At 66.1% G+C, this 19,363-nt stretch carries 22 protein-coding genes and 2 pseudogenes; 16 read left to right on the plus strand and 8 right to left on the minus strand.

Annotated features, from left to right (window positions below):
- Positions 1-81 precede the first annotated feature (81 nt).
- On the plus strand, positions 82-690 hold the full coding sequence (locus tag ENC19_RS16540; RefSeq protein ID WP_309245958.1) for a class I SAM-dependent methyltransferase: 609 nt from the start codon (positions 82-84) through the stop codon (positions 688-690).
- Between the two features lie 256 nt (positions 691-946).
- Here the strand turns inward: ENC19_RS16540 and ENC19_RS16545 are convergent, their stop codons facing one another.
- Positions 947-1,432 (minus strand): hypothetical protein, encoded by a 486-nt coding sequence (locus ENC19_RS16545; RefSeq protein ID WP_164448069.1) that lies wholly within the window; start codon positions 1,430-1,432, stop codon positions 947-949.
- Positions 1,433-1,555: 123 nt separating this feature from the next.
- Positions 1,556-1,918 (minus strand): hypothetical protein, encoded by a 363-nt coding sequence (locus ENC19_RS29550; RefSeq protein WP_208020930.1) that lies wholly within the window; start codon positions 1,916-1,918, stop codon positions 1,556-1,558.
- Between the two features lie 445 nt (positions 1,919-2,363).
- On the opposite strand from ENC19_RS29550, the gene ENC19_RS16555 reads away from it, so the two are divergent.
- Positions 2,364-3,440: a hypothetical protein gene (locus ENC19_RS16555; RefSeq protein WP_235944839.1), complete on the plus strand. Its 1,077-nt coding sequence runs from the start codon at positions 2,364-2,366 to the stop codon at positions 3,438-3,440.
- On the plus strand, positions 3,331-3,705 hold the full coding sequence (locus tag ENC19_RS16560; protein WP_164448070.1) for a VOC family protein: 375 nt from the start codon (positions 3,331-3,333) through the stop codon (positions 3,703-3,705). The genes ENC19_RS16555 and ENC19_RS16560 overlap by 110 nt, the downstream gene beginning before the upstream one ends.
- Positions 3,706-3,763: 58 nt before the next feature.
- On the opposite strand, the gene ENC19_RS16565 is transcribed toward ENC19_RS16560, so the two are convergent.
- The 3 genes from ENC19_RS16565 to ENC19_RS16575 all read right to left on the minus strand — a co-directional run bounded on the left by ENC19_RS16565 (position 3,764) and on the right by ENC19_RS16575 (position 5,929).
- The gene (locus ENC19_RS16565; RefSeq protein WP_164448071.1) at positions 3,764-4,306 is read right to left on the minus strand and encodes an AAA family ATPase; all 543 of its coding nucleotides are present in this window, start codon (positions 4,304-4,306) and stop codon (positions 3,764-3,766) included.
- 259 nt (positions 4,307-4,565) lie between these two features.
- On the minus strand, positions 4,566-5,198 hold the full coding sequence (locus tag ENC19_RS16570) for a DUF7002 family protein (RefSeq protein ID WP_164448072.1): 633 nt from the start codon (positions 5,196-5,198) through the stop codon (positions 4,566-4,568).
- A 194-nt stretch (positions 5,199-5,392) separates the two neighbouring features.
- Complete coding sequence (locus tag ENC19_RS16575; RefSeq protein WP_235944841.1) at positions 5,393-5,929, minus strand: hypothetical protein; 537 nt, start codon at positions 5,927-5,929, stop codon at positions 5,393-5,395.
- Positions 5,930-6,385: 456 nt separating this feature from the next.
- Here ENC19_RS16575 and ENC19_RS16580 point away from each other — a divergent pair.
- Positions 6,386-6,733 (plus strand): annotated as a pseudogene (locus ENC19_RS16580) (ADP-ribosylation/crystallin J1); the annotation flags it as partial.
- Positions 6,734-7,312: 579 nt separating this feature from the next.
- On the opposite strand, the gene ENC19_RS29555 reads toward ENC19_RS16580, so the two are convergent.
- The gene (locus tag ENC19_RS29555) at positions 7,313-7,726 is read right to left on the minus strand and encodes an SRPBCC family protein (protein ID WP_208020931.1); all 414 of its coding nucleotides are present in this window, start codon (positions 7,724-7,726) and stop codon (positions 7,313-7,315) included.
- Positions 7,727-7,920: 194 nt separating this feature from the next.
- Here ENC19_RS29555 and ENC19_RS16590 point away from each other — a divergent pair.
- A pseudogene (locus ENC19_RS16590) lies at positions 7,921-8,558 on the plus strand (DUF7003 family protein).
- 252 nt (positions 8,559-8,810) lie between these two features.
- Here ENC19_RS16590 and ENC19_RS30305 read toward each other — a convergent pair.
- Complete coding sequence (locus ENC19_RS30305; RefSeq protein ID WP_235944843.1) at positions 8,811-9,020, minus strand: hypothetical protein; 210 nt, start codon at positions 9,018-9,020, stop codon at positions 8,811-8,813.
- Between the two features lie 510 nt (positions 9,021-9,530).
- Here ENC19_RS30305 and ENC19_RS30310 point away from each other — a divergent pair.
- The 8 genes from ENC19_RS30310 (at position 9,531) to ENC19_RS16630 (ending at position 15,118) form a co-directional block, all read left to right on the plus strand.
- Positions 9,531-10,076, plus strand: coding sequence for a DUF4240 domain-containing protein (locus ENC19_RS30310; RefSeq protein ID WP_309245957.1), 546 nt, complete (start codon positions 9,531-9,533; stop codon positions 10,074-10,076).
- 134 nt (positions 10,077-10,210) lie between these two features.
- Positions 10,211-10,924, plus strand: coding sequence for a hypothetical protein (locus ENC19_RS16600; protein ID WP_164448074.1), 714 nt, complete (start codon positions 10,211-10,213; stop codon positions 10,922-10,924).
- A gap of 399 nt (positions 10,925-11,323) precedes the next feature.
- A protein-coding gene (locus ENC19_RS16605) for an IS3 family transposase (protein WP_164448075.1) occupies positions 11,324-12,522 on the plus strand; the annotation gives its coding sequence in 2 pieces (ribosomal slippage) (positions 11,324-11,612 and positions 11,612-12,522; 1,200 coding nt in all).
- A 4-nt stretch (positions 12,523-12,526) separates the two neighbouring features.
- Positions 12,527-12,736 (plus strand): hypothetical protein, encoded by a 210-nt coding sequence (locus ENC19_RS16610; protein WP_164448076.1) that lies wholly within the window; start codon positions 12,527-12,529, stop codon positions 12,734-12,736.
- A gap of 17 nt (positions 12,737-12,753) precedes the next feature.
- Positions 12,754-13,215: a hypothetical protein gene (locus tag ENC19_RS16615; protein WP_164448077.1), complete on the plus strand. Its 462-nt coding sequence runs from the start codon at positions 12,754-12,756 to the stop codon at positions 13,213-13,215.
- Positions 13,216-13,284: 69 nt separating this feature from the next.
- Positions 13,285-14,148 carry a DUF5984 family protein gene (locus tag ENC19_RS16620; protein ID WP_164448078.1) on the plus strand — a complete coding sequence of 288 codons (864 nt, stop codon included), beginning with the start codon at positions 13,285-13,287 and terminating at the stop codon, positions 14,146-14,148.
- A gap of 138 nt (positions 14,149-14,286) precedes the next feature.
- The gene (locus ENC19_RS16625) at positions 14,287-14,631 is read left to right on the plus strand and encodes a hypothetical protein (RefSeq protein ID WP_164448367.1); all 345 of its coding nucleotides are present in this window, start codon (positions 14,287-14,289) and stop codon (positions 14,629-14,631) included.
- Between the two features lie 118 nt (positions 14,632-14,749).
- On the plus strand, positions 14,750-15,118 hold the full coding sequence (locus ENC19_RS16630) for a hypothetical protein (protein WP_164448079.1): 369 nt from the start codon (positions 14,750-14,752) through the stop codon (positions 15,116-15,118).
- An 83-nt stretch (positions 15,119-15,201) separates the two neighbouring features.
- Here ENC19_RS16630 and ENC19_RS16635 read toward each other — a convergent pair whose 3' ends face one another.
- Entirely contained in the window at positions 15,202-15,945 is a 744-nt protein-coding gene (locus tag ENC19_RS16635) for a GIY-YIG nuclease family protein (protein WP_235944844.1), read from the minus strand.
- 105 nt (positions 15,946-16,050) lie between these two features.
- Between ENC19_RS16635 and ENC19_RS16640 the strand changes: the two genes are divergently transcribed.
- The 3 genes from ENC19_RS16640 (at position 16,051) to ENC19_RS16650 (ending at position 19,333) form a co-directional block, all read left to right on the plus strand.
- The gene (locus tag ENC19_RS16640; RefSeq protein WP_208020932.1) at positions 16,051-17,676 is read left to right on the plus strand and encodes a recombinase family protein; all 1,626 of its coding nucleotides are present in this window, start codon (positions 16,051-16,053) and stop codon (positions 17,674-17,676) included.
- A 416-nt stretch (positions 17,677-18,092) separates the two neighbouring features.
- Positions 18,093-18,929, plus strand: a complete 837-nt coding sequence (locus ENC19_RS16645) for an IS5 family transposase (RefSeq protein ID WP_164448035.1) — start codon at positions 18,093-18,095, stop codon at positions 18,927-18,929.
- Positions 18,926-19,333, plus strand: a complete 408-nt coding sequence (locus tag ENC19_RS16650; RefSeq protein ID WP_164446304.1) for a hypothetical protein — start codon at positions 18,926-18,928, stop codon at positions 19,331-19,333. Before ENC19_RS16645 ends, ENC19_RS16650 begins: the two co-directional genes overlap by 4 nt.
- Positions 19,334-19,363 lie beyond the last annotated feature (30 nt).

Raw genomic sequence — 19,363 nt, forward strand, 5'->3', positions numbered from 1 at the left:
TATGAACCGGCCGCCGCCGGCCGCCTGAGCCGCCGTACTCAAGCGCACTTGAGCATCCTGCGCCCGGTCTACAGTGTTGCGGTGAGCGTACAGTCGGTACGGGATGCCTATTCGTCGATGTCAGAGCAGTACATCGCTCTGTTCGACGGCGGCTGGCAGGCCCACGTGGGCGACACGGCCCTCGTCGGGGGCCACCTCGCCGGCCTGGATGGCGCGGTGCTCGATCTCGGTTGCGGCCCCGGGCACTGGACCGCCTACCTGCATTCGCTCGGCGTCGACGTGACCGGCATCGACCTGGTCCGTGAGTTCATCGACCACGCCCGAGCGAACTTTCCCGGGCCGGCGTTCCGGCTCGGCTCGATGACCGAACTGGACGTCCCCGACCACTCGGTGGTCGGCATCCTCTCCTGGTACTCGACAATTCACCTGCCGCCACCGGAACTGGACCAGGTGCTCACCGAGTTCCGCCGGATGCTGACCCCTTCCGGGAGGTTGGTGATCGGGTTCTTCGACAGCGACGACGAGGTGGCCGCGTTCGACCACAAGGTCCTCACTGCGTACCGCTGGCCGGTGGACGAGTTCGCCGCCCTCCTGACGAAGGCCGGCTTCACCGAGCTTCAGCGCCTGCGACAGCAGTTCCCGGACCGCCCGGACCGCAGGTACGCGGCCATCGCCGCAAGCGCCACCTGAGCCCGCTGCACAGAATCCAACATCCGAAGGACACATTCGGTCTGACCGGTCTCGATCATGGTTAAGACCGAGACACGAGTCGAACCGACGGATAACCGGCAGTCACGGGCGACAGGCCAACGCGAGATTTGCGACCGGCATCACGTGAACTCAATCCGGCACGGCCGAGCGTTCGACCCACCCAGCCGCCGTCACGTAGCGTGACGATCGGTTTGCGGCAGAAGAGGATGCTCAGCGATAGGTCGCAGCGGAAGGATCAGCCGCCTGCTCGACTGATCAGCGCCTGTCTAAGTGCGTGGAGCAGACTTTGGCTGAAAGGGCTGTCCATGTCCGGCGTGACGAGAGTGACCAGCGACAAGCCGGCGGTGACCAACGTCGCCGGGTAGAGTTCGAAGCCAAATCCTCTTCGTTCGTAGGGATCGTCATTGAGCTGGATCTCGACCGCCAGCTGGCTGGCGGACTGGTAGAGCACTGCGAACGGTCCCTCGGCGTGCTCCATTAGCGAGTACCCGAGATCGTCCCAGCGCCGCTCCATCTCCGCATCGCGGGCGATGTACACCTCACCTGCGCCAGCCGGTACCTGCGCCCGCGTCGTCCGCCATGGAAGAAAGGGCCCGACGTGGTCCCCGCCCAGGGCGACCACCATATTTGGCCATCTGCCATGCAGATCGTCCAGCATCACTCGAATGCCAGCGTCGACCGGCGCGCCCGTGATGAGAACCGTGTCGTATCCCGTGATCATCAGCGCTCCGCTCCGCTACGGATCCATCCGCTGCAGCCAGCGAACGTGCCGCTCGATTGTCCACCCACACCACGGTCAGCGGGTCAAGACCGTGGTCCGCGCACCAGCGTGGCTCCTGTTGAGTCAGGAGCAGTCGAATCGGTGGTCGTGGGGACGCTGCGGGCATGATGTGCAGACGAAGATGTAGACGCCGCCGGCGTCGCCGAGCATCAATCCTGCAGGGTTCTGGAGTGACCGCCACGGATGCTCATCCGAACTGTCGAAGCCCCATCCGGCCATTGTGGGCCGGTCCTCCAGCGGGACCCAACGCCGCTCGTCGCCCCGGCTGAACTCCCAGCTGGCGATGGTGAGCAGGTGCTCCATCCGAAGCCCGCACGGGCAGACCGGCCAGTCAGGCGACTGCGTCCAGCCGGGGTAGCCGCCGACCTTGATCCCGGAAGCGACCGCCAGGTCGGTGTCGTACTCCCAGCCGTGGTCAGCCTCCACCCGACGCGCCACATCCGAGCCCTCCGGAACGGCAACTCGGGCACATCGTCGGCGAGCAGTTGCAGGACCGGCACGAGTGGCACCTCAGCCTCAGCGGGATGATCGTCCAGACCGTCACCGTCACCGTCACAGGTCGGCCAGGGCTCGTTCGCCGGCCACAACAGCGGCCCGCCCACGGAGCTCTGCTCGACCGACGGCGAACCCTTACGTGAATGCGGCCGAATGGTCGTCCGCGCGAACCCACGCAACTGCGGGAAGACCGCATCCATGTCGATCGGAGCCAGCGGGGTGGTATGCACGGCCGAGATCGTACGGGCAAGCAGCCTCCCGTCTCCCCGAAGCCTCGCCGGCTGGCGCGATCGGCGGATGCCAGACGAGGTTGTCGCCCACGCTCGGCACCGGGCTGGTTCGGTAACGACGGCTGGCTGTCCGACATCCTGATGTGGTGACAGATCCGGAGCCGTTCCTGAGGTTCGCACACGAGCGCCGCGACGGGCTGCACTGCTACGTGGCCCGTGCCGACGAGGCGGATATGCCTGACCCGCTGTGGCCGGGGCTGTGGGAGCAGGAATATTCCGACGATGCGGACCTGAACCCGTGGTGTCGATACGCGATCAACAACAGCGACGGTGAGGCCCTGGCGGTGTGGCGGGCGCTGGCCTGGGAGCTGACCGCGGGCCGCAGCCGGTTCGCCGTTCCCGCCTACTACCGCGACGAGGCAGCTCAGCTGCGGGGCATGAACCGTGAGGCGGTGCAGTTGGTCCGCTGGGAGTACGAGGTCGACGTCGAGCAGCCCGACTGGCTCACCGCGGATATCGGGTTTGTCCCGGCTCGCGCCTGCGTGCCCCTACGGCCGATGCTGGACCCGTGGCAACGAGAACACGCCGGCTTCGCCGGTCTGTTCAACGTCACCAGCTTCCGGCATCTCACCGACCTTGCCCTGGCCGTCGCCGGCGACGCCACCATGGAGATCACGCTGTTCGCCCTCCACGATCCAGGCCGGGCCACCGTGCTGGCCTCCACGCTGAATCAGGCGCACCGTCCGGACCTGACCGAGATACTGCAGCCGGGCGACATCTTCGTCGACCTGGCCGTCGTCCACGATCTTGGCGCCGGCGCTGCCAGCTACCTCACCATCAAGACACCCGAACCCACCGACGAGGTCGACCACCTAGCCGAGCACTTCAGCGAAGCCTTCCGCCGCTACACGAACCAAGCCAGCCGAATCCGCACCTTCAACGAGTTCCACAACGCCCTCGATCACCTCCTCGCCCCGCCCCCCCAGCATCGGCACCACCTGACGACGACCCGCTCAACCGCGCACTGCCACACCCGCACGGCGGCATGTCCGTGCGTTGTCGCCGCCCTACACTCCTTCCCGTTGCCGGCACATCGTCATCAAGGAGTGGCACGTGCGCTCGTCGCTGACCCTCACGGCGATCACGCTCGACTGCGCCGCCCCCCTGGAGTTGGCCGCGTTCTACCAGCAGGCCACCGGACTCGCATTGCATCCCAAGTCTGACGACGAGTTCGCCGGGCTCACCCGTGAAGACGGGTTGTTCATCGGCTTCCAGCGAGTCAGTGACTACCAGCCACCACGCTGGCCCGAACAGAGCGTGCCCCAGCAAATACATCTCGACTTCGCAGTCGACGACATCGACGCAGCTGAGGCCATGCTCCTGGAGCTAGGTGCGGCAAAGCCCGAGCACCAGCCGGACGGAGACCGATTCAGGGTACTCACCGACCCGGCCGGGCACCCCTTCTGCCTAGTCCCACGCCAGGACTGACGTCACCTTCAGCGACGAGCGCTTCGCGGCTAGATCCGGACGTCGCTCACGGCCGGCGTCAAAGCCGATCCACAGACTGCTGGACTGCGGCCACGCGGACCGGAAGCGGTCCTGCCGGAACGTCGATGAGATCGAATCCGGCCTCGCGGTAGGTAACCTCATGAACTTTCTCGAAGGCGAGGGAGTCCTCGAAACTGATCCGACGAGCGGCGGTGGCCTGGATGAAGCCCTGCTGCCGTACGAAGAAGGCGGTCGACCCGTACCACCGCTCAGCCACCATACGTTCGATCTCCACGAACAGATTAGGTGGTGCGGTCACATCGAGGTAGCGGCACAACGCCAGAGTGCAGACCGGTGAACGGTCGACGAAGACAACGCCACGCGTGACGGTCTCGGCCAAGAGCTGTCTCTTCCGCTGAAGATCCAGCACTCGGCCCGCGAAACCAGGCTCTCGCCACAGCTCCGTCCGGCCAAGGGCCTGCTGGAGCGCAATGACGTCGGTCGCGGCCTCCTCCACTACGGTATGGCCGTCGATCTCCAACTGGCGCAGGATGGCCGTCTTTCCGGATCCCGGTGCGCCGGTGAGGATGTACGCAGGCATGATCCCTCCCATGACGAAACAGGCATGAGAAAACCGCACGATCCGGACCAACCCGACGCACAACGGCAAACGCATTGCGGCCAGCCATCAAGAGCCGACAGCAGGGCTCCACCGGCGCGGTGCCACCGGGCAGGCTATCCGATCGGAAGCCCATGACCTCGGCACGACCGGACGCAGCAACGGTACCGACGTCACCGGCAAGCGACCAGCGGCCTGACCGGATATCAAGGTTGATCGAGGGCTTCGATGGGTGTGGGTCTCAGTCGATGGCGCCTTCGATCTTGTCGATCAGGTCGAGGATGTCAGGGACGGCGTCCACCACGGTGACCTCGACCAAGGCGCCATCGCGGCCATACCGGCGGCGGTACTCGGCGTAGGGGTATTCGGAGATCGGCAGCCAGGATCGATGCCCGCGCAGGGGGTGGTTCTTCTGCGTCACGGCCCCCGAGTTGAGCCGGCAGAGTTCGATGCGTGGTCCGTGTCGCTCGACGAGGGCGCGGGTGTCGACGTGCAGGACCACCTGGTCCTCGGTGCGGTACTCCTTCGCTTGACGCAGCCGGTCCAGTCGCTGAGCGCTGGCCCAGAAGAAGACCCGGGAGTTGATGGCCGCGAGGTACGCGGCCAGCGAGGAGTTCGGATCAATCTTCTCCGCGATGAACTTCATCGGCTTCTGATCGCGGATCACGGCAGGCGGCAGGCCAGGCGCGCGGAGAACGGTGGACCGCTGGCGAGGGGCGCTCAGGAGTCGGTCACGCTCGACGGCGTCGAGGTTGAACAGATCGATCAGTTGCTGCGTGGACAGGAGGCCGTGTCGTTGCACCGATGGCCACGCGGTCGCCGACATCGTGTGGAAGACCCGCGGATGATGCGCAATCAGTTCCTCGGCGTCCATGACGGTCACCATGCCGGACATCCGCGACCACCGGCAATCAGGAAATCGATCTCCTCCCACCACCTGGTTGACGGGTAGCCACCAGCGTTGGGGCTCCTCAGCGCCACGCCTACGCCTGTCGGGAAACCGCGACGCCCATAGAGACCCGATGGCGGCATGTGCGTGCATCTGATCAGGCGTGGTTCTCGAGTCGCTCAGGGGAGAAGGGTGCGCCCCTCCCAGGTTCCATGTTCGGACAATGGGCGGAACCGCATGAAGGTGGATTCGTGGTGGAAGTCCCGGCGATGCTGTTCAGCCATGGCGACGGTGTGTGTATGGGCCTGTGGGACGGCGCTGCGGCCGTGAACCATGTCGGTCATCTCGCGGACGCTGCGCCAGATCGTAAAGGTGGAGAATGTGTGGGGCGGGCGTACCGCTGCGGTGGCGAACGTGGTGCCGGGGTGGCCGGCGACCAAGCGTTCGACGGGCCGCCCCCACTTCAGGAACCGGGGTAGTTCGAGAACCTTGAGCCGGGCGAGGGTGACGGCCACAATTGGCTCCTGCGGATCCGACCGGCCGGCCTGCACCGGCAGGCCAGCGAGGGCGGCCACCTGGCCGTAACGCCGCAGGTACTGCAATCGCACATGCCATCCGCTGTCGAGCTGCCGCCCTAGATCGTCGTCTGCGAGGAACCGCTCCAACGCCGATTCGTCGTCCCATTCGGCGAACATCGCAAGGCGTCGCAGATGCATCCGTTCCACCGACAACGCCGGGGAGCCGAGTCGCATGAGCGCGAGGCACTCGGCGTGCCGCAACCCAGCAGCCCGAGGCCTGCGACGCAGTGTGCGCAAGGTCAAGACCGGCGGAAGCAGCGCGAGATGGAACGAATGCATCATCGGCCCATGATCCCAGTCGTCCGCACCCGCGTCCCCTCCCGCAACATGCGGGCTGGCGACGGCGGCAGACGGACGTTGCCTTCGCCGGCAGCCGCCCAGCACAGGAACGATGACAGCTCATCAGCACTGGCGCCGTCTGACGCAGGCTCAGTCCCCACAGACCGCGGATCGCGGCTAGATCCGTGCACCCGGTTCCATGGGTAATCCACCTGACCAAGGGACCACGGTAACGTCCGGGGCCGACTGCATCAGAAAGTTGCAGACGTGGCTCGCCACGATCACGCGACACCCATCGTTGCAGGGAGCAGGCCCATCGACGCCTCCGACACGATCACCCTGTGGCGGCCCACCGGGCAGGCCGAACTCGACCTTGTCGCGGCGTCCGGATGGCGGACTTGGCCACCACGCCTGCCGGACCAGCCGATCTTCTACCCGGTACTCAACCGTTGGTACGCCACAAAGATCACCCGCGAGTGGAATGTCCCTGCCGGTGGCGTCGGCTACGTGACCCGGTTCGAGGTCCAGCGTGCGTACCTGGACCGTTACGAGGTTCACCAGGCTGGTGGCCGTGACGTGCTGGAGTACTGGATCCCCGCCGAGGAGCTTGCCGACCTCAACGCTCACATCGCCGGCGTGATCAGGGAGGAGGCTGACTACCGTGGTCCCGTTAGCGATCAGGAGTTCACCGAGGCCCACGACGCGCTGGGCAGGGCGCTACCGGCCGCGTGGCGTGCCTACCTGCAAGGTGAGTCGTGGTTCCGGCGAGGGTGGATGACAGGCGATGCCTATGTTTGGCTCAACACGCCACGCGAGATGCTTGAGCTGCACCACGCCTGGGACGAGAGCACCTCCCTTCACCCCGGCATCGCGATCATCGGCGGTGACGGATCCCGTGAACAGCTCGTGCTCGACCTACGCAGCGACCCCGGACCGGTGATGCTGGTCGACATCGCCAGCAGCGGATGGGACAGCGCGATCCGACAAGCCGATGACGTCGGCGAGCTCATCGACCGCATCGAGGCGGGCACCTTTGCCTTCGACTTCGGGGATTCGCGGACACCAGTGAGCGGTCGAACGCGCCCGTCGCGGCGGATCCAGGCACTGTTGCACGACGCCCGCGCTGAACATTGCGACAGCTGTATCGACGTCCGACTGACCGGAAGGCGAACCGCCCCGGGCTCGGCACGAGCGACGGTTCGCGGGTTTGGGCTATGTATGCGATGTGAGCTGCCCGGTGCCTCAACATGCTGCGTAGATACGGGGCGATGAGAGCCCAGGCACCACTGCGCCCAGCGGCCCGAAGGGCGCGGTGACGGTCATACGGTCGGTCATCTGCGTGCGTACGCCGTTGACGTCCTGGAACTGGTGCTCGTGGCGCAGGGAACGGAAGGGGCCCTGCGTCTGCTCGTCAACGAAGCGGTACGGCCGTTCATAGGCGGTGACCCGGCTGGTCATGTGCCAGCGCAGTCCGAGATGGCGGGCATGAAAGGTGACCTCGTCGCCCAGTGCGAGTTGACGTCGTCCGGTGCTGGTCGTGGCCGTCTCCCCGCTGGCGGGTAGAGACGCGGCGTGGACGTCCACGTCGAGTGTCAGGTCGAACACCGCACTCGGGGCTGCATCGATGACGGACACGACCTCGATGAGCGCCGGCACATGGAGAGCCTAATCCTGGGCGCTGCCGCAGGCCAGCCCGTCATGACTACGTCCGGACGCCACCGCGGCCGGGTGCCGACGTCACCTTCTGCGACGAACGCTCGGCGGCAGATCAGTGCGTCAGATCATGCAGTGTTGGCAGCGAAGTGGTGAACCCCAGTCGTGCGCGGACTCACGGCTAGGCTCTCTCGGTGATGCGCCCTGCCGATGTCCTGCAGCAGCTTGATGCCGCCGCCGAGGAGTTCCTGTTTCCGGACCTTGACAACGGTTACTACTACGGGGTTGACGTCCGGCTGCATGCATATCATGACGCCCGCCGGTGGGCGCTCGTCGTTGAGGCGGTCGGGTATTCGCCACGAGCCGGCAATCTCACCGACGTGCTGCACGTCTTCGGCAACTGCCTGACCCAGGGCGCGCCTGGCTACGACAACGGCGACTTCCTTGATCGCGTCGACAACTGGGACGACATCGAGCACGACGAGCCCGAGATCTACCGGGGCGGCCCGATCGTGGTTCGTGGTCAGGCGATCTCGGTGGCTGCCGAGCCGGGCGAGGAACTGGTTGACGTCCTTCGCCGGCTCGTACCCGACTACCGCGAGTTGCTGCTCGCAAAGGACGCGGAACTGCGCCGGCGTATCCCGCCGACCTGCCTGAAGTGCTCCGACTTGACCAGTGGCACCACCCCGATCTCACCGACGGGATGCGGCCGAGTGCGTCGGAGACATTCCGCCAGATCGCGGACGTCCTGACGACCGGCGATGTAGCGCGGTACGCGCCCAGCAGGCCACCCAACACTCATTGGTCGAATTGGCCCGACTCGGGGAGTCTGTAGAGGCAGCCGCCAGCCGCAGCACGACAATGCCCAGCAACGTGGCTAGGTGCGTCTCCGACGGCACCCGGTCGAGATCGATGATCATGGCCTCCGGTCCGGCGCCCTACGCGCAACGGCATTCGAGTAGCGATCAGGGCCGGACTCCAACTGACCTGGCGTCACCACTTGTGATGAACACCAGTCCACTCGGAGCGGCAGATCAGGATGCCTAACGCACCTAACCGCCCTGCGCCTGCGGTCTGGCCGGCGCGTTCAGATGCTGTGTGCTGCGGCGTAGAGCACGTACCACAGCGCCGCACTCAGGGCACCGCTTGCGATGGCTGCGGTAAGCAGCGTCGGCCACACGCGCCAGAGGCGGTGCGCTGTACCCAGCCAGGCCAGGACGACGATCGGAAGCACGATCTTGACGAGTTCCCCGACCACAACGCCGCGGAAGAATTCTGCTTGGTACGGATCGGACACTGTCCACAGCTGCCAGGGTGGTGCCAATATCACGGCCTGCCAGCCCTCGCCAGGCCGTGGCAGCAGAACGGCCGACCAGGAACGCCGCCAAGCCCCAAGCGAAACCGCTGCTGGTCAGCGCGATCAAGACCTGCCCCACACCGCCCGCAACGGAGTCGGCCGCGAACGCGAGCAGGCCAAGCGCGACAGCGGCAGCCGCGACCACCGCCGCATGGCTACGACAGGATCCCCCAACAGCAACGTCGGTCACGCCCACCTCCTCCGAAGGGCGCCGACGTTACCAAGATTAAGCATTGCCACGGTTTCATCCCGACACCGAAGGAAGCATCCTCATCCCGGCTACGTCCGGACGAAAACCCGGGCCGGCTCAGCGGGACGCTGCGTAGCGCGGGGCTCGCGGCAGATCCGGATGCCCATCTTGAATCATGCCGGTTCTGGCCTACCGGTAGGCCTCGCGAGTCTCATCGTGCCGACACCCGACGGCGCCGAGCGACTTGGTACGGTCTGGCAGTGGAGCGGGCGGACTTCTGGCGCATCGTCGAAGGTGCCCGGGGTGAGGTCGGCAGTGACACCGAACGCGTCGCCCAGGCGCTCCTCCGTCGCCTCCGCGCGTTGCCCCCGGACCAGATCGAACAGTTCGAGGAACTCTGGTACCAGGCCCAAGACGAGCTCTACCGCTGGCCAATCCGGGACGCCGCGACACTGCTGCTGGGTACTGTCGACGATGACGACTTCCTCGCGGTGCAGGACTGGATCGTGTCACACGGGCGGTCAACCATGCAGCGCGTTCAAGACGACCCTGACAGCCTTGTCGAGTTGGCGCCCGACCGGCATAACGCTCGGACCGACTGGTTTTGCGGCCTCCCACTCGACGCGTACATCGCGGTAACCGGGGTTCCCTTCGCAATCGATGGGCCTTCCGGAACCGGCGCACCCGTCGGAACTCCGGTCGACCTGACCGACGAGACCACTACGAGGCAGCGTTTTCCCAGGCTCGCGGCCTACCTCGACAACAATCCGTGGATTGAGCGCCCGTGGGAACGCTCAGCCAGCTGACCACCGCACACAAGCACTCGCTCAGCGGCATGTGCGTGCATCTGATCAAGCGTGGTCCCCGCGCAAGAGGCGGTGGCCGTGTTCTTCGCCGAGGTCGCCGATGTTGAGCCGGTGCGGGCTGCGAGGATCGGCCGGTGGACGGCGATCTGATTGTGGCGGTAGCACGACTCCGGGATGCGTTCGTCCGGTACCCGGACAGGGCGGTGCTCGATGGCTGCCCGCATTGCCGGGGGCAGGTGCCGATCGACGGTCATGACTTGTTCTCTTTGGCCATCAGCCTCGGCAATACGGTCGGCAGCCGTGACGACCTGAAGAGTCTGCTGCCCCTGCTGCTGGGGCGCTTGGCCACCTCCACGGAACTCGACCCAGCGATCATGTTGGGCAAGCTGCGTCGCGAGCAGTGGCGCACGTGGCCCGGAGCCGAGCAGGACGCCATTGACGGCTACCTGAATGCGGTGTGGCGGTCATTGCTGGCGACGTACCCGTCGCAAGTCGGATCGTTCCTCGACCCGACCACCTTCCTCGACGCGGTCGTCGCCGGCGGTGAAAGCGTCACGCGATTCCTCGGTATCTGGGACGTCACGCACAGCTCGGCGGCAGACCGCCACCTGGCCGACACTGTGAACAGACTCAACCTCGCGGACCAGAGGCCGGCCACGCTGGCCGCCTGGCTGCGCAGCGAGACGGTCCGCGACCGACTGTATCGGGCGTTCGAGCGTGACCACGCCATGTCGTGGGGTGACGACCTGGCGCGGGCCTACGATCTCGTCCGCCTCGTAACGACACTCGGTCTGCGCGTGCCCGATCATGGCCGCCGATGCGATATGTGGGATCATCGCGTCGTCTGACCCGCTGGCGCGGGCTTTTCCGGGAGACAGGCGGCATGGGCTACTTCGGCGCGTTCTTGTTCGACGGGCAATCCTGGATTGACGCAGACTTTGACAGCATCGCCCCGCCGGATACGGAGTACTGGCTGCACGTCGACATCCACGACAGCGACATCGCCACGATCACGTACCACCCCAACGGGCCCGGCAGTGGCGTTGCCTACCTCGGCTTCACACCCCGCACATACTTTGAGAACCCGAACGCGTCGCTCCCGACAGACACGCACCCGGAGGCCGCAGGCCTCGCCGCCTGGTGGGCAGGCCAACAGGACGGCGCCACGGACGCGGGAGTTGCCCCCTGGTCTTGGACACTTGAGCCTTGGATCGTGATGGTCCGGGGAGATCAGGAGTCCCTGACAGATGGTGATGAAGCACTACCCCGCAGAGTTCAAGGCCGACGCGGTCGCGTTGTACCGGTCTCGGCCGGGGGCGACGATCGCGCAGGTCGCTGATGACCTTGGGATCAACCGGGAGACGTTGCGCAGTTGGGTCCGCGCCGATGATCAGCGCCGGGGAGCGTCGGGCGGACCGGCGGCGTCGCCGGCGGCTGGCTCGGTGGAGGACGAGAACGCGGCGTTGCGGCGGCGGGTCCGGGAGTTGGAGGAGGAGCGGGACATTCTGCGGAAGGCGGCCCGGTATTTCGCCGGGGAGACGCGCTGGTGAACCGCTTCCAGTTCGTCGCCGACCACCAGGCACGCTACGGCGTGAAGCGGTTGTGTCAGGTCATCGGGGTGTCCCGCTCGAGCTTCTACTACTGGCGATCGGCCGCCGACGCGCGGGCCGCCCGCCAGGCCGCGGATGTGGCTCTGGTGGGTCGGATCCGGGCGGTGCACGCCGAGCACGACGGCACTTATGGGGCGCCGCGGATCACCGCCGAACTCCGGGATGTCGGGCTGCCGGTCAACCGTAAGCGGGTCGCGCGGGTGATGCGCCGCTTCGGCGTGCAAGGACTACGGCTACGCCGACGAGTGCGGACGACGGTGCCGGATCCGGCTGCGGCGAAGGCCGTGGACCTGATCGGCCGGGACTTCACCGCCGGCCGGCCGAATCAACGCTACGTCGGTGACATCACCTACCTGCCGGTCGGAGATCGCGGTTTCCTCTATCTGGCTACCGTCTTGGACCTGCACTCCCGGCGCCTCGCGGGCTGGGCGATCGCCGATCACATGCGCACCGACCTGGTCATCGACGCCCTGAACGCCGCCCAGCGCACCCGGGGCAGTCTGCACGGGGCGATCATGCACACCGATCACGGAGCCCAGTACACCTCCCGGGCCTTCGCCGAGGCCTGCACCGCAGCCGGGGTCCGGCAGTCGATGAGCGCGGTCGGCAGCTCCGCCGACAACGCCGCCGCGGAGTCGTTCAACGCCACCTTCAAACGCGAAACCCTGCAAGGCCGCCGCGCCTTCACCGACGAACGCGAAGCACGACTGACCGCGTTCCGCTGGCTGCACCGCTACAACACCGTCCGACGCCACTCACGGCTCGGACAGCAATCACCGATCACCTACGAGAAGAGCACCCGGACGGCGCCAGCTACGCTGGCCGCGGCCGCATAACCCCGTGTCCAGGACCAGGGGTCAAGCCCCCGCGGACCGTGATGCCAAGACTGCCAGTCTTCGGTCATACCTCGCCGAAGACCTCGGCCCGGACGACAGCAACCCTGACGAGGAGGAAGACGAAGATCACGACGACGCGAACGTCTTCGTCGAACTCAAGACCGACCGCTTCCTCGCCATGCTGGGCCTTCCGCCGCTGCCGACCGCTGGCTGAGCGGACCAACCCCCAGCGTGGCGCTGAGCGTCGGTCACCGTTGCTCAGAAGCGACGACAGCCGACGCGCACGACGCGGCAGATCAGTGTGCCGGTGACCAGGTGCAGAATCATGTGCTCATGGATGTAGAACAGATCGTGGGCTCCTTCGTGGTGGAGATCGGAGTTCGGCAGACATGGCCGTTCGTCGGGCTCTGCGACAACCGATCCGCACCCGCCCAGGAGACTCGCCTGTACATCGACGCTTTCTGGACCATCGAGGCAACCACCTCCACCAGCGGCGGCGGCGTAGAGAACGACATCCGTTGGCTGACCACAGCCGCTGCACTCAACGACACAACGATCGACATCGCGTGGATCGACGAAGACGGCGGGCTGCACCTGACCACCGATTCCGGGCTTGCTCTGGCCGTATCAGGCGAGCCAGAGCCGTACACCACTGGCGAGCCATGGCGTCTGAGCCGCTGGCGTCCCGTTTGATCAGGCGCACGTTATCGCGGCAGATCCGGGCTCTCCATCGACCGCCGGACGTCAGGGGATACTGCCGCAATGATCAGGTTCCGGTTCGAGCTGTACCCACTGGACGAGGTGTCGCCGTGGGGCAGTGACCAGCCGAGGCTTCACTGGTTCGGGCTCACCGAGGGCTGGTACTGGCTCGAAGCGGGCAGGCAGGAGCTGCTGCGCCGTACCCGGCAAGTTCACCCGCATCCCTACATCGACTACTACCTGGCCCGGCTCTGGGAAGACGTCATTGTTCTTACTCCCGAAGTGCTGGAGCCGATACCCGACGATCTACAGCCGTTCATCGCCTCCGACGCCGCGCAGTGGACGTGTGACCCGCTCGAGTTCGTGGCCGAACCGGATGAGGAACGGTCTGACGACGGGAACGCGGACGCGCCCGACCATCCAGTCGTCACGGCCGCGGTTTGGCACGGCGAGCACAACCTGGACTTCGGTTACCTGCGCAATCCTCCCAAGATCCGGTTCTGGCGTACCATCCGCGGCGGTCGCGACGAGATCACCATGGATTGGCGGCACGAGGACGATGGCGAGATCGGTTTCACCGCCGACCCCACAGTCCGGCTCAGCGTCCCGACTACCGCGTACCTTGAGGCCGTGCACACCCTCAACCGCGAGCTGATGGACACCATGGGACAGCGGATCGAGGAGCTGGAACACCGCCGTGGACTACCTGGCGTGGACCTTAACCTCATCCAATTGCGGCGGGAACACGAAGACCGCCGGCACTGGTTTGCCAAGAACCTTGACCGCTCCCCAAAGACCGACTGGAGCGTTGTTCGCCACGTGCCCGCCTGCTGCTCGGTGACGTTCAACGGGCCGACACCCCGACGGGCTAAGCAATCCTGCGAGCACCTGACCGGGCCAGCATCCGCTCATCGGCCACGTCCGTAAGGAACCCGGGCTGACTCGTCGGGACGCTGCGTAGCGCCCGGCTCGCGGCAGAAGCGTGCATTTGCTGGCCGGAGGTGTGACCGTGTCGAAGCCGGGCAGGTCAGCAGAGACGCTTCTACGGTCGCTAATGTGGTGATCATGATTGATCGTTACGGTGGTGCCTGGACGCTGCAACGACGCGACGACGGCGGGGTACTTGCTGAGCTCGTGGTGAACGGTGGCGACTTCCCGTGGTTGAACGCTCGTGTCGAACCGAGAGACGGACTGGCGGAGCTTCGGCCGCTGTTCGCCGAGGAACTGCGGCTGCTCGATGGCATCGATGAGGATGTCGAGTCCTGGGAGCGCGCGTACGAGGCCGTCCGGAACGCCGTGACGCTTCGGTACCCGGATGGCCAGGAGGTTCCTGAGTTTCTTCTTCACCTCGATGGCGACGAGGCGTGGTGGCGGTGGAGTGACGAGCCGTTTGACGAGCAGAATGCCTAACCAGCGCCCCCGCTCGGCCGCTACTTGATCCGTACCGCTGACCATGAAGGTTCCTGCGGAACCGCTGAGGCTCGCCGGCGCGCGTCGAGCTATCGGGCTGTAGGCATATCATCCCGCGATGGCTTCCAAGACCTTGCTGGCACGCGGTGGACTTACCTATGTCGATCGTCGTGACTTCACCCGCGGCGATTCACTGCCCGTCGTCAAGCGGATGCGCTGGCCGTCAGTATGCCTCTGGGTCGAGGACAGCACATTGACTCTTTCGTCGCGGGCCGGCTCCGAGGTGCTGCAACACGCTGAGGTGACCGCATTGCCACACGGGCCGATCGTGGGCAGGCATTGGGCCCTTGCACTCGCGGTGTCCTTCAGGACCGCAGAACGTGATCACGTTCTGCTTTTCTGGACTCCTCGTGCGCGCGCAGTCCTTCGGGAACTGGCTCGGCTTGGATGGGATGCCGACCCGCGCGCAGACGACTTCGTAACATAGTCGAACACGTCCGAGTACACGCACCTCGACGTGACCGCGGCATGAGCGCGAAAGCCGTACCCGTCCGCATGTCGGCTCACCAGTTACGGCGTTGGCGGAGGCTCGGCCGGGCGGCTGCTGGCGTTGTATGAGTTCTTGGCGGCGACAACGGCCGGCTGGATGTGTTCGGGGGCGACGCCGTGGACGTTCAGCGGCGGGTGCATACGCCGGACGAGTTCGGTCTCGATGGTCGTCGGTTCCGGGTCCTGCGCCCACGTCAAGCGCAGGTGTGTGTGCATCCACGTGGTCAGCCGCGCCTCGTCCTCGGGGACCAGGACGACCCGGTCGGTCCAGGTCGTTCGGTATCTCTCGGACACCAGAAGCCCGGCCAGGGTACGGCGCAGCGTCGAGCTGCCCGAACGCCTCAGATGGTTGCGCAGAATCCGCCCTCGCAGGCTGGTCGCCCGTCCGAGATACAGCAGCCGTAACGACGGGACGTTCTCATTCGGCAGCCCGGGGAGATCGGGCAGGACCGACGGGGCAGCCCACCAGGCGTAGACACCGCTGCCCCGGCTGAGCCGCTTGACGGCAGCGTTGAGCTCGACCGGCACGCCGGAGAGCAGCCGCAGAGCCTCGTCGACGCGGGCTTCGTCGGTGGGCACGTCGTCGTGTCGCCGTTCGGGAATGGTCATCGAGACCATCGTAGGTTCCGGGCTGATGGTGGCCGGGGCCGGAAGGACCGAATGCCCCAGCATCGGCACCTGCACCACCCTGGCGGGGACGCTGCCATGCGCTCGGTGCGGCATGAGCGTGTAGCGCCGGAGATCGAGTGTGTCGTGGCCAGCCATGTCACGACGGCTGGCCACGGGGAGTCGATCCGCGACGTCAACACTGCTCGTAAGGACCGCACAATCGGCTCGCAGACGACGATCATCTCTCGTTAGTCTCCTCCAGTGACCGCAGATCTACCCACGTTCGAGTTCGCCTTCCCGGATCCGGAAGCGTCCCGAGCCTGGCAACTTGCACGGTCACGGGCGCTGATCGAGCCGGTAGGCGGGCAGGTGGTCGCCGAGTTCTTCGACATCGGACTGTCCCGCTCATTGCCATGGAAACGTCGCCCCGAAGCGGCTCGCCTGCTCGCCGCGCTACGCGACCCACGGCGCGGCTTCGACGCCGTAGTCATCGGTGAGCCACAACGCGCCTTCTACGGCAACCAGTTCGGGCTCACCTTCCCACTGTTCGAGCACTACCAGGTGGCGCTATGGGTGCCCGAGGTCGGCGGCGCAGTCGACCCGGGCAGCGACGCCCACGACCTCGTCATGGCCCTCTACGGCGGCATGAGCAAGGGCGAACGCAACCGCATCAAGCTACGTGTACGCAGCGCCATGGCCGCTCAGGCCGCCACCGAGGGACGGTTCCTCGGTGGACGCCCGCCCTACGGCTACCGGCTCGCCGATGCCGGTCCCCACCCGAACCCGAGCAAAGCGGCCGACGGGCGGCGACTGCACCGCCTGGAACCCGATCCGCTCACCGCGCCCGTCGTCGCACGCATCTACACCGAGTACCTCGCCGGTAACGGCCTCCTCGCCATCGCCGAAGGACTCACCCGCGACGGCGTCCTGTCCCCCTCGGCCTACGACCGACGACGCAACCCGCACCGCAACACCACCGCATGGAGCAAGAGCGCCATCCGGGTCATCCTGACCAACCCCCGCTACACCGGCCGCCAGGTCTGGAACAAACAACGCAAGACCGAGATCCTCCTCGACGTCGACGACGTCGCCCTCGGACACGAAACAAAGATGCGCTGGAACCCGGCCGAGGACTGGATCTACTCCGGCGCCCTGGCACACGAGCCACTGGTCGACGACGCGACCTTCGCCCGCGTACAAGCCCTCATCGCCACCGCCGGAAAACGCCCCGACGGGATCCGCAAGCCGCGGGCCAGCAAACGCAACTACCAACTGGCAGGCCTGCTGCACTGCGGCATCTGCCAACGACGCATGGTCGGCAGCTTCAACAACGACCGCAACAACTACCGCTGCACCTACCCCGCCGAGTACGCCGACACCAACCGCGTCGCGCACCCCCGCAGCATCTACGTCCGCGAGGACCACATCCTCGAACAACTCGACCCGTGGCTCGCCCGAGCCTTCACACCCACCCGACTCACCGAAACCATCCAGGCCATGGCCAACGCACAACACCACGACGCCGACCAACAAGCGATCAAAGCAGCCCGCGAGACCCTCGCCACCTGCACCACCCGCCTGGACCGCTACCGCGCCGCACTCGACAGCGGCACCGACCCCACCATCGTCAGCCGCTGGATCACCGATGTCCACGCCGAACAGGTCACCGCCGAAGCAACCCTGCGCCGACTCACCGGACGCCAGACCATGACCCCGGACGAGATCCGCCACACAGTGGAAACCCTGGGAAACATCCACCACCGTGCTCCGCGACGCCGACCCCACCGACAAGGCATTGATCTACCGCGAACTAGGGATCGCCCTGACCTACCGGCCGACGACCCGCACGGTGTCCGCTCAGGCGACCCCGAGTGGATCATGTACTAGATAGTGTCCGAGGGGTGATCGATACCGCGGCCCCACAGTCGCCGCGCATCGACGACGACGAGGTGATTATCGACCGCCGACGATAGCCGCAGCGCCTGTGCCCCGTATCGACGACTTGCGCGCTGTTCAGCCATGGATTCCAGTGGTGACTCACAAAGCAGTCTGGGAACATGTGTCGATCCAAGCTCAGGGGCGGCCAGGGTTGGGCGGGGTGGCCGGTCCAAACAGCCCGCAGTCTTCGAGGATCACGAGCAGTCGCTGTCTAAGAGGGCGGTCCGCAGTAACTTGATCTGGTCTAATGCATTGCGTCCGGTTGGCGGCCTTCCGGCGGGTTCGCTGTTGTTACAGCACCAGGTCGATCTATGGGATGTGAGTCTTGGTCGTGACTGTGAGGCGGCTGCGGCGTTAGCCCGGTCATGGGTGATCGAAAACCGTATCCCAGTGACGTCAGCGACGAGCAGTGGGAGCTGATTGGACCGTTTCTGCAGGCGTGGAAGGCCAAGCGGGTCGCGGTGTCGGTGTCTGGTCGTGAGGGTGACTACGACCTGCGGGAGATCGTGAACGCGATCTTCTACCAGAATCGGACCGGTTGTCAGTGGGCGTACCTGCCGCACGACCTGCCGCCGAAGTCGGCCACCTACTACTACTTCGCCCTGTGGCGTGACGACGGCACTGACCAGGTGATCCACGATCTGCTGCGCTGCCAGGCCAGGGAAAAAGTCGGTCGTCGGGAGGATCCGAGCGCGGTCGTGTTGGACACCCAGTCGATCAGGGCGGCGAACCACATTCCGGCCGCGACGACCGGCAAGGACGCGGCCAAGAAGGTGTCCGGGCGTAAGCGGGGCCTGGCAGTGGACGCGTTGGGGCTGGTCATCGCGGTCGTGGTCACCGCGGCGTCGGTCACCGACAACACCATCGGCATCCGGCTGCTCGACAAAGTCGTCGCACACACCCCGACGGTGAGCCGCGCCTGGGTCGACGCCGGGTTCAAACAGGACCTCGCCCTGCACGGCGCCGTCCTCGGGGTCGACGTCGAGGTCGTCAAACGCTCCGACACCCGGCCCGGGTTCGTGCCGATCCGTAAGCGGTGGATCGTCGAGCAGGTCAACGGCACGCTGATGCTGCACCGCCGCCTCGTGCGCGAGTACGAGAGCCGCCCAGAGTCCTCGGTGTCACGAACCCTGTGGGCGTCGACGGCGAACATCGTGCGGCGGCTGACCGGGACCAGCACACCCTCCTGGCGGCACCGGTGAACCTTCCCACCGTCCTCGACCTGATCACCGACCGGGAGACCACCGCACGCCAACGCGCCGACCGGCTCCGCGAGCAGATCACCGCACTGACCGGCGAACTCGCCCGCCTCGACGGCGAACTGGCCGACCTCGCGACCACCCGCACCACCCTGCGCACTCTCGCCGCCGACGAGTTCACCGCCGACGACCCGACGATCGCCAGCGGGCCCTACCAGCAGATCCTGCACATCCTTGGCACCGCGCCCGCCGGCATGCGCGCCAAAGGCATCTGCCTCGCCCTCGGCGTCGAACCCTCACCGAAGAACGTCGAAGGCACCCGCGCCAAGCTGAAACGCATGGTCAACCGCCACGTCCTCACCGAAGACGAACCCGGAGTATTCACCCTCAGCCAGAAACGGACCTAACACTCCGAACCGCCCTCTAACAGATCGGAG

The sequence above is a fragment of the Verrucosispora sioxanthis genome, from assembly GCF_010560025.1.
GTDB lineage: Bacteria > Actinomycetota > Actinomycetes > Mycobacteriales > Micromonosporaceae > Micromonospora > Micromonospora palythoicola.

Coding starts and splice junctions, on each gene's coding strand:
- ENC19_RS16630 (WP_164448079.1), top strand. CDS start 14,750: ATGGCTTCCAAGACCTTGCTGGCACGCGGTGGACTTACCTATGTCGAT.
- ENC19_RS16545 (WP_164448069.1), bottom strand. CDS start 1,432: ATGATCACGGGATACGACACGGTTCTCATCACGGGCGCGCCGGTCGAC.
- ENC19_RS16575 (WP_235944841.1), bottom strand. CDS start 5,929: ATGCATCTGCGACGCCTTGCGATGTTCGCCGAATGGGACGACGAATCG.
- ENC19_RS16645 (WP_164448035.1), top strand. CDS start 18,093: ATGGGTGATCGAAAACCGTATCCCAGTGACGTCAGCGACGAGCAGTGG.
- ENC19_RS16625 (WP_164448367.1), top strand. CDS start 14,287: ATGATTGATCGTTACGGTGGTGCCTGGACGCTGCAACGACGCGACGAC.
- ENC19_RS16635 (WP_235944844.1), bottom strand. CDS start 15,945: ATGGCTGGCCACGACACACTCGATCTCCGGCGCTACACGCTCATGCCG.
- ENC19_RS16565 (WP_164448071.1), bottom strand. CDS start 4,306: ATGCCTGCGTACATCCTCACCGGCGCACCGGGATCCGGAAAGACGGCC.
- ENC19_RS16620 (WP_164448078.1), top strand. CDS start 13,285: ATGATCAGGTTCCGGTTCGAGCTGTACCCACTGGACGAGGTGTCGCCG.
- ENC19_RS16570 (WP_164448072.1), bottom strand. CDS start 5,198: ATGGACGCCGAGGAACTGATTGCGCATCATCCGCGGGTCTTCCACACG.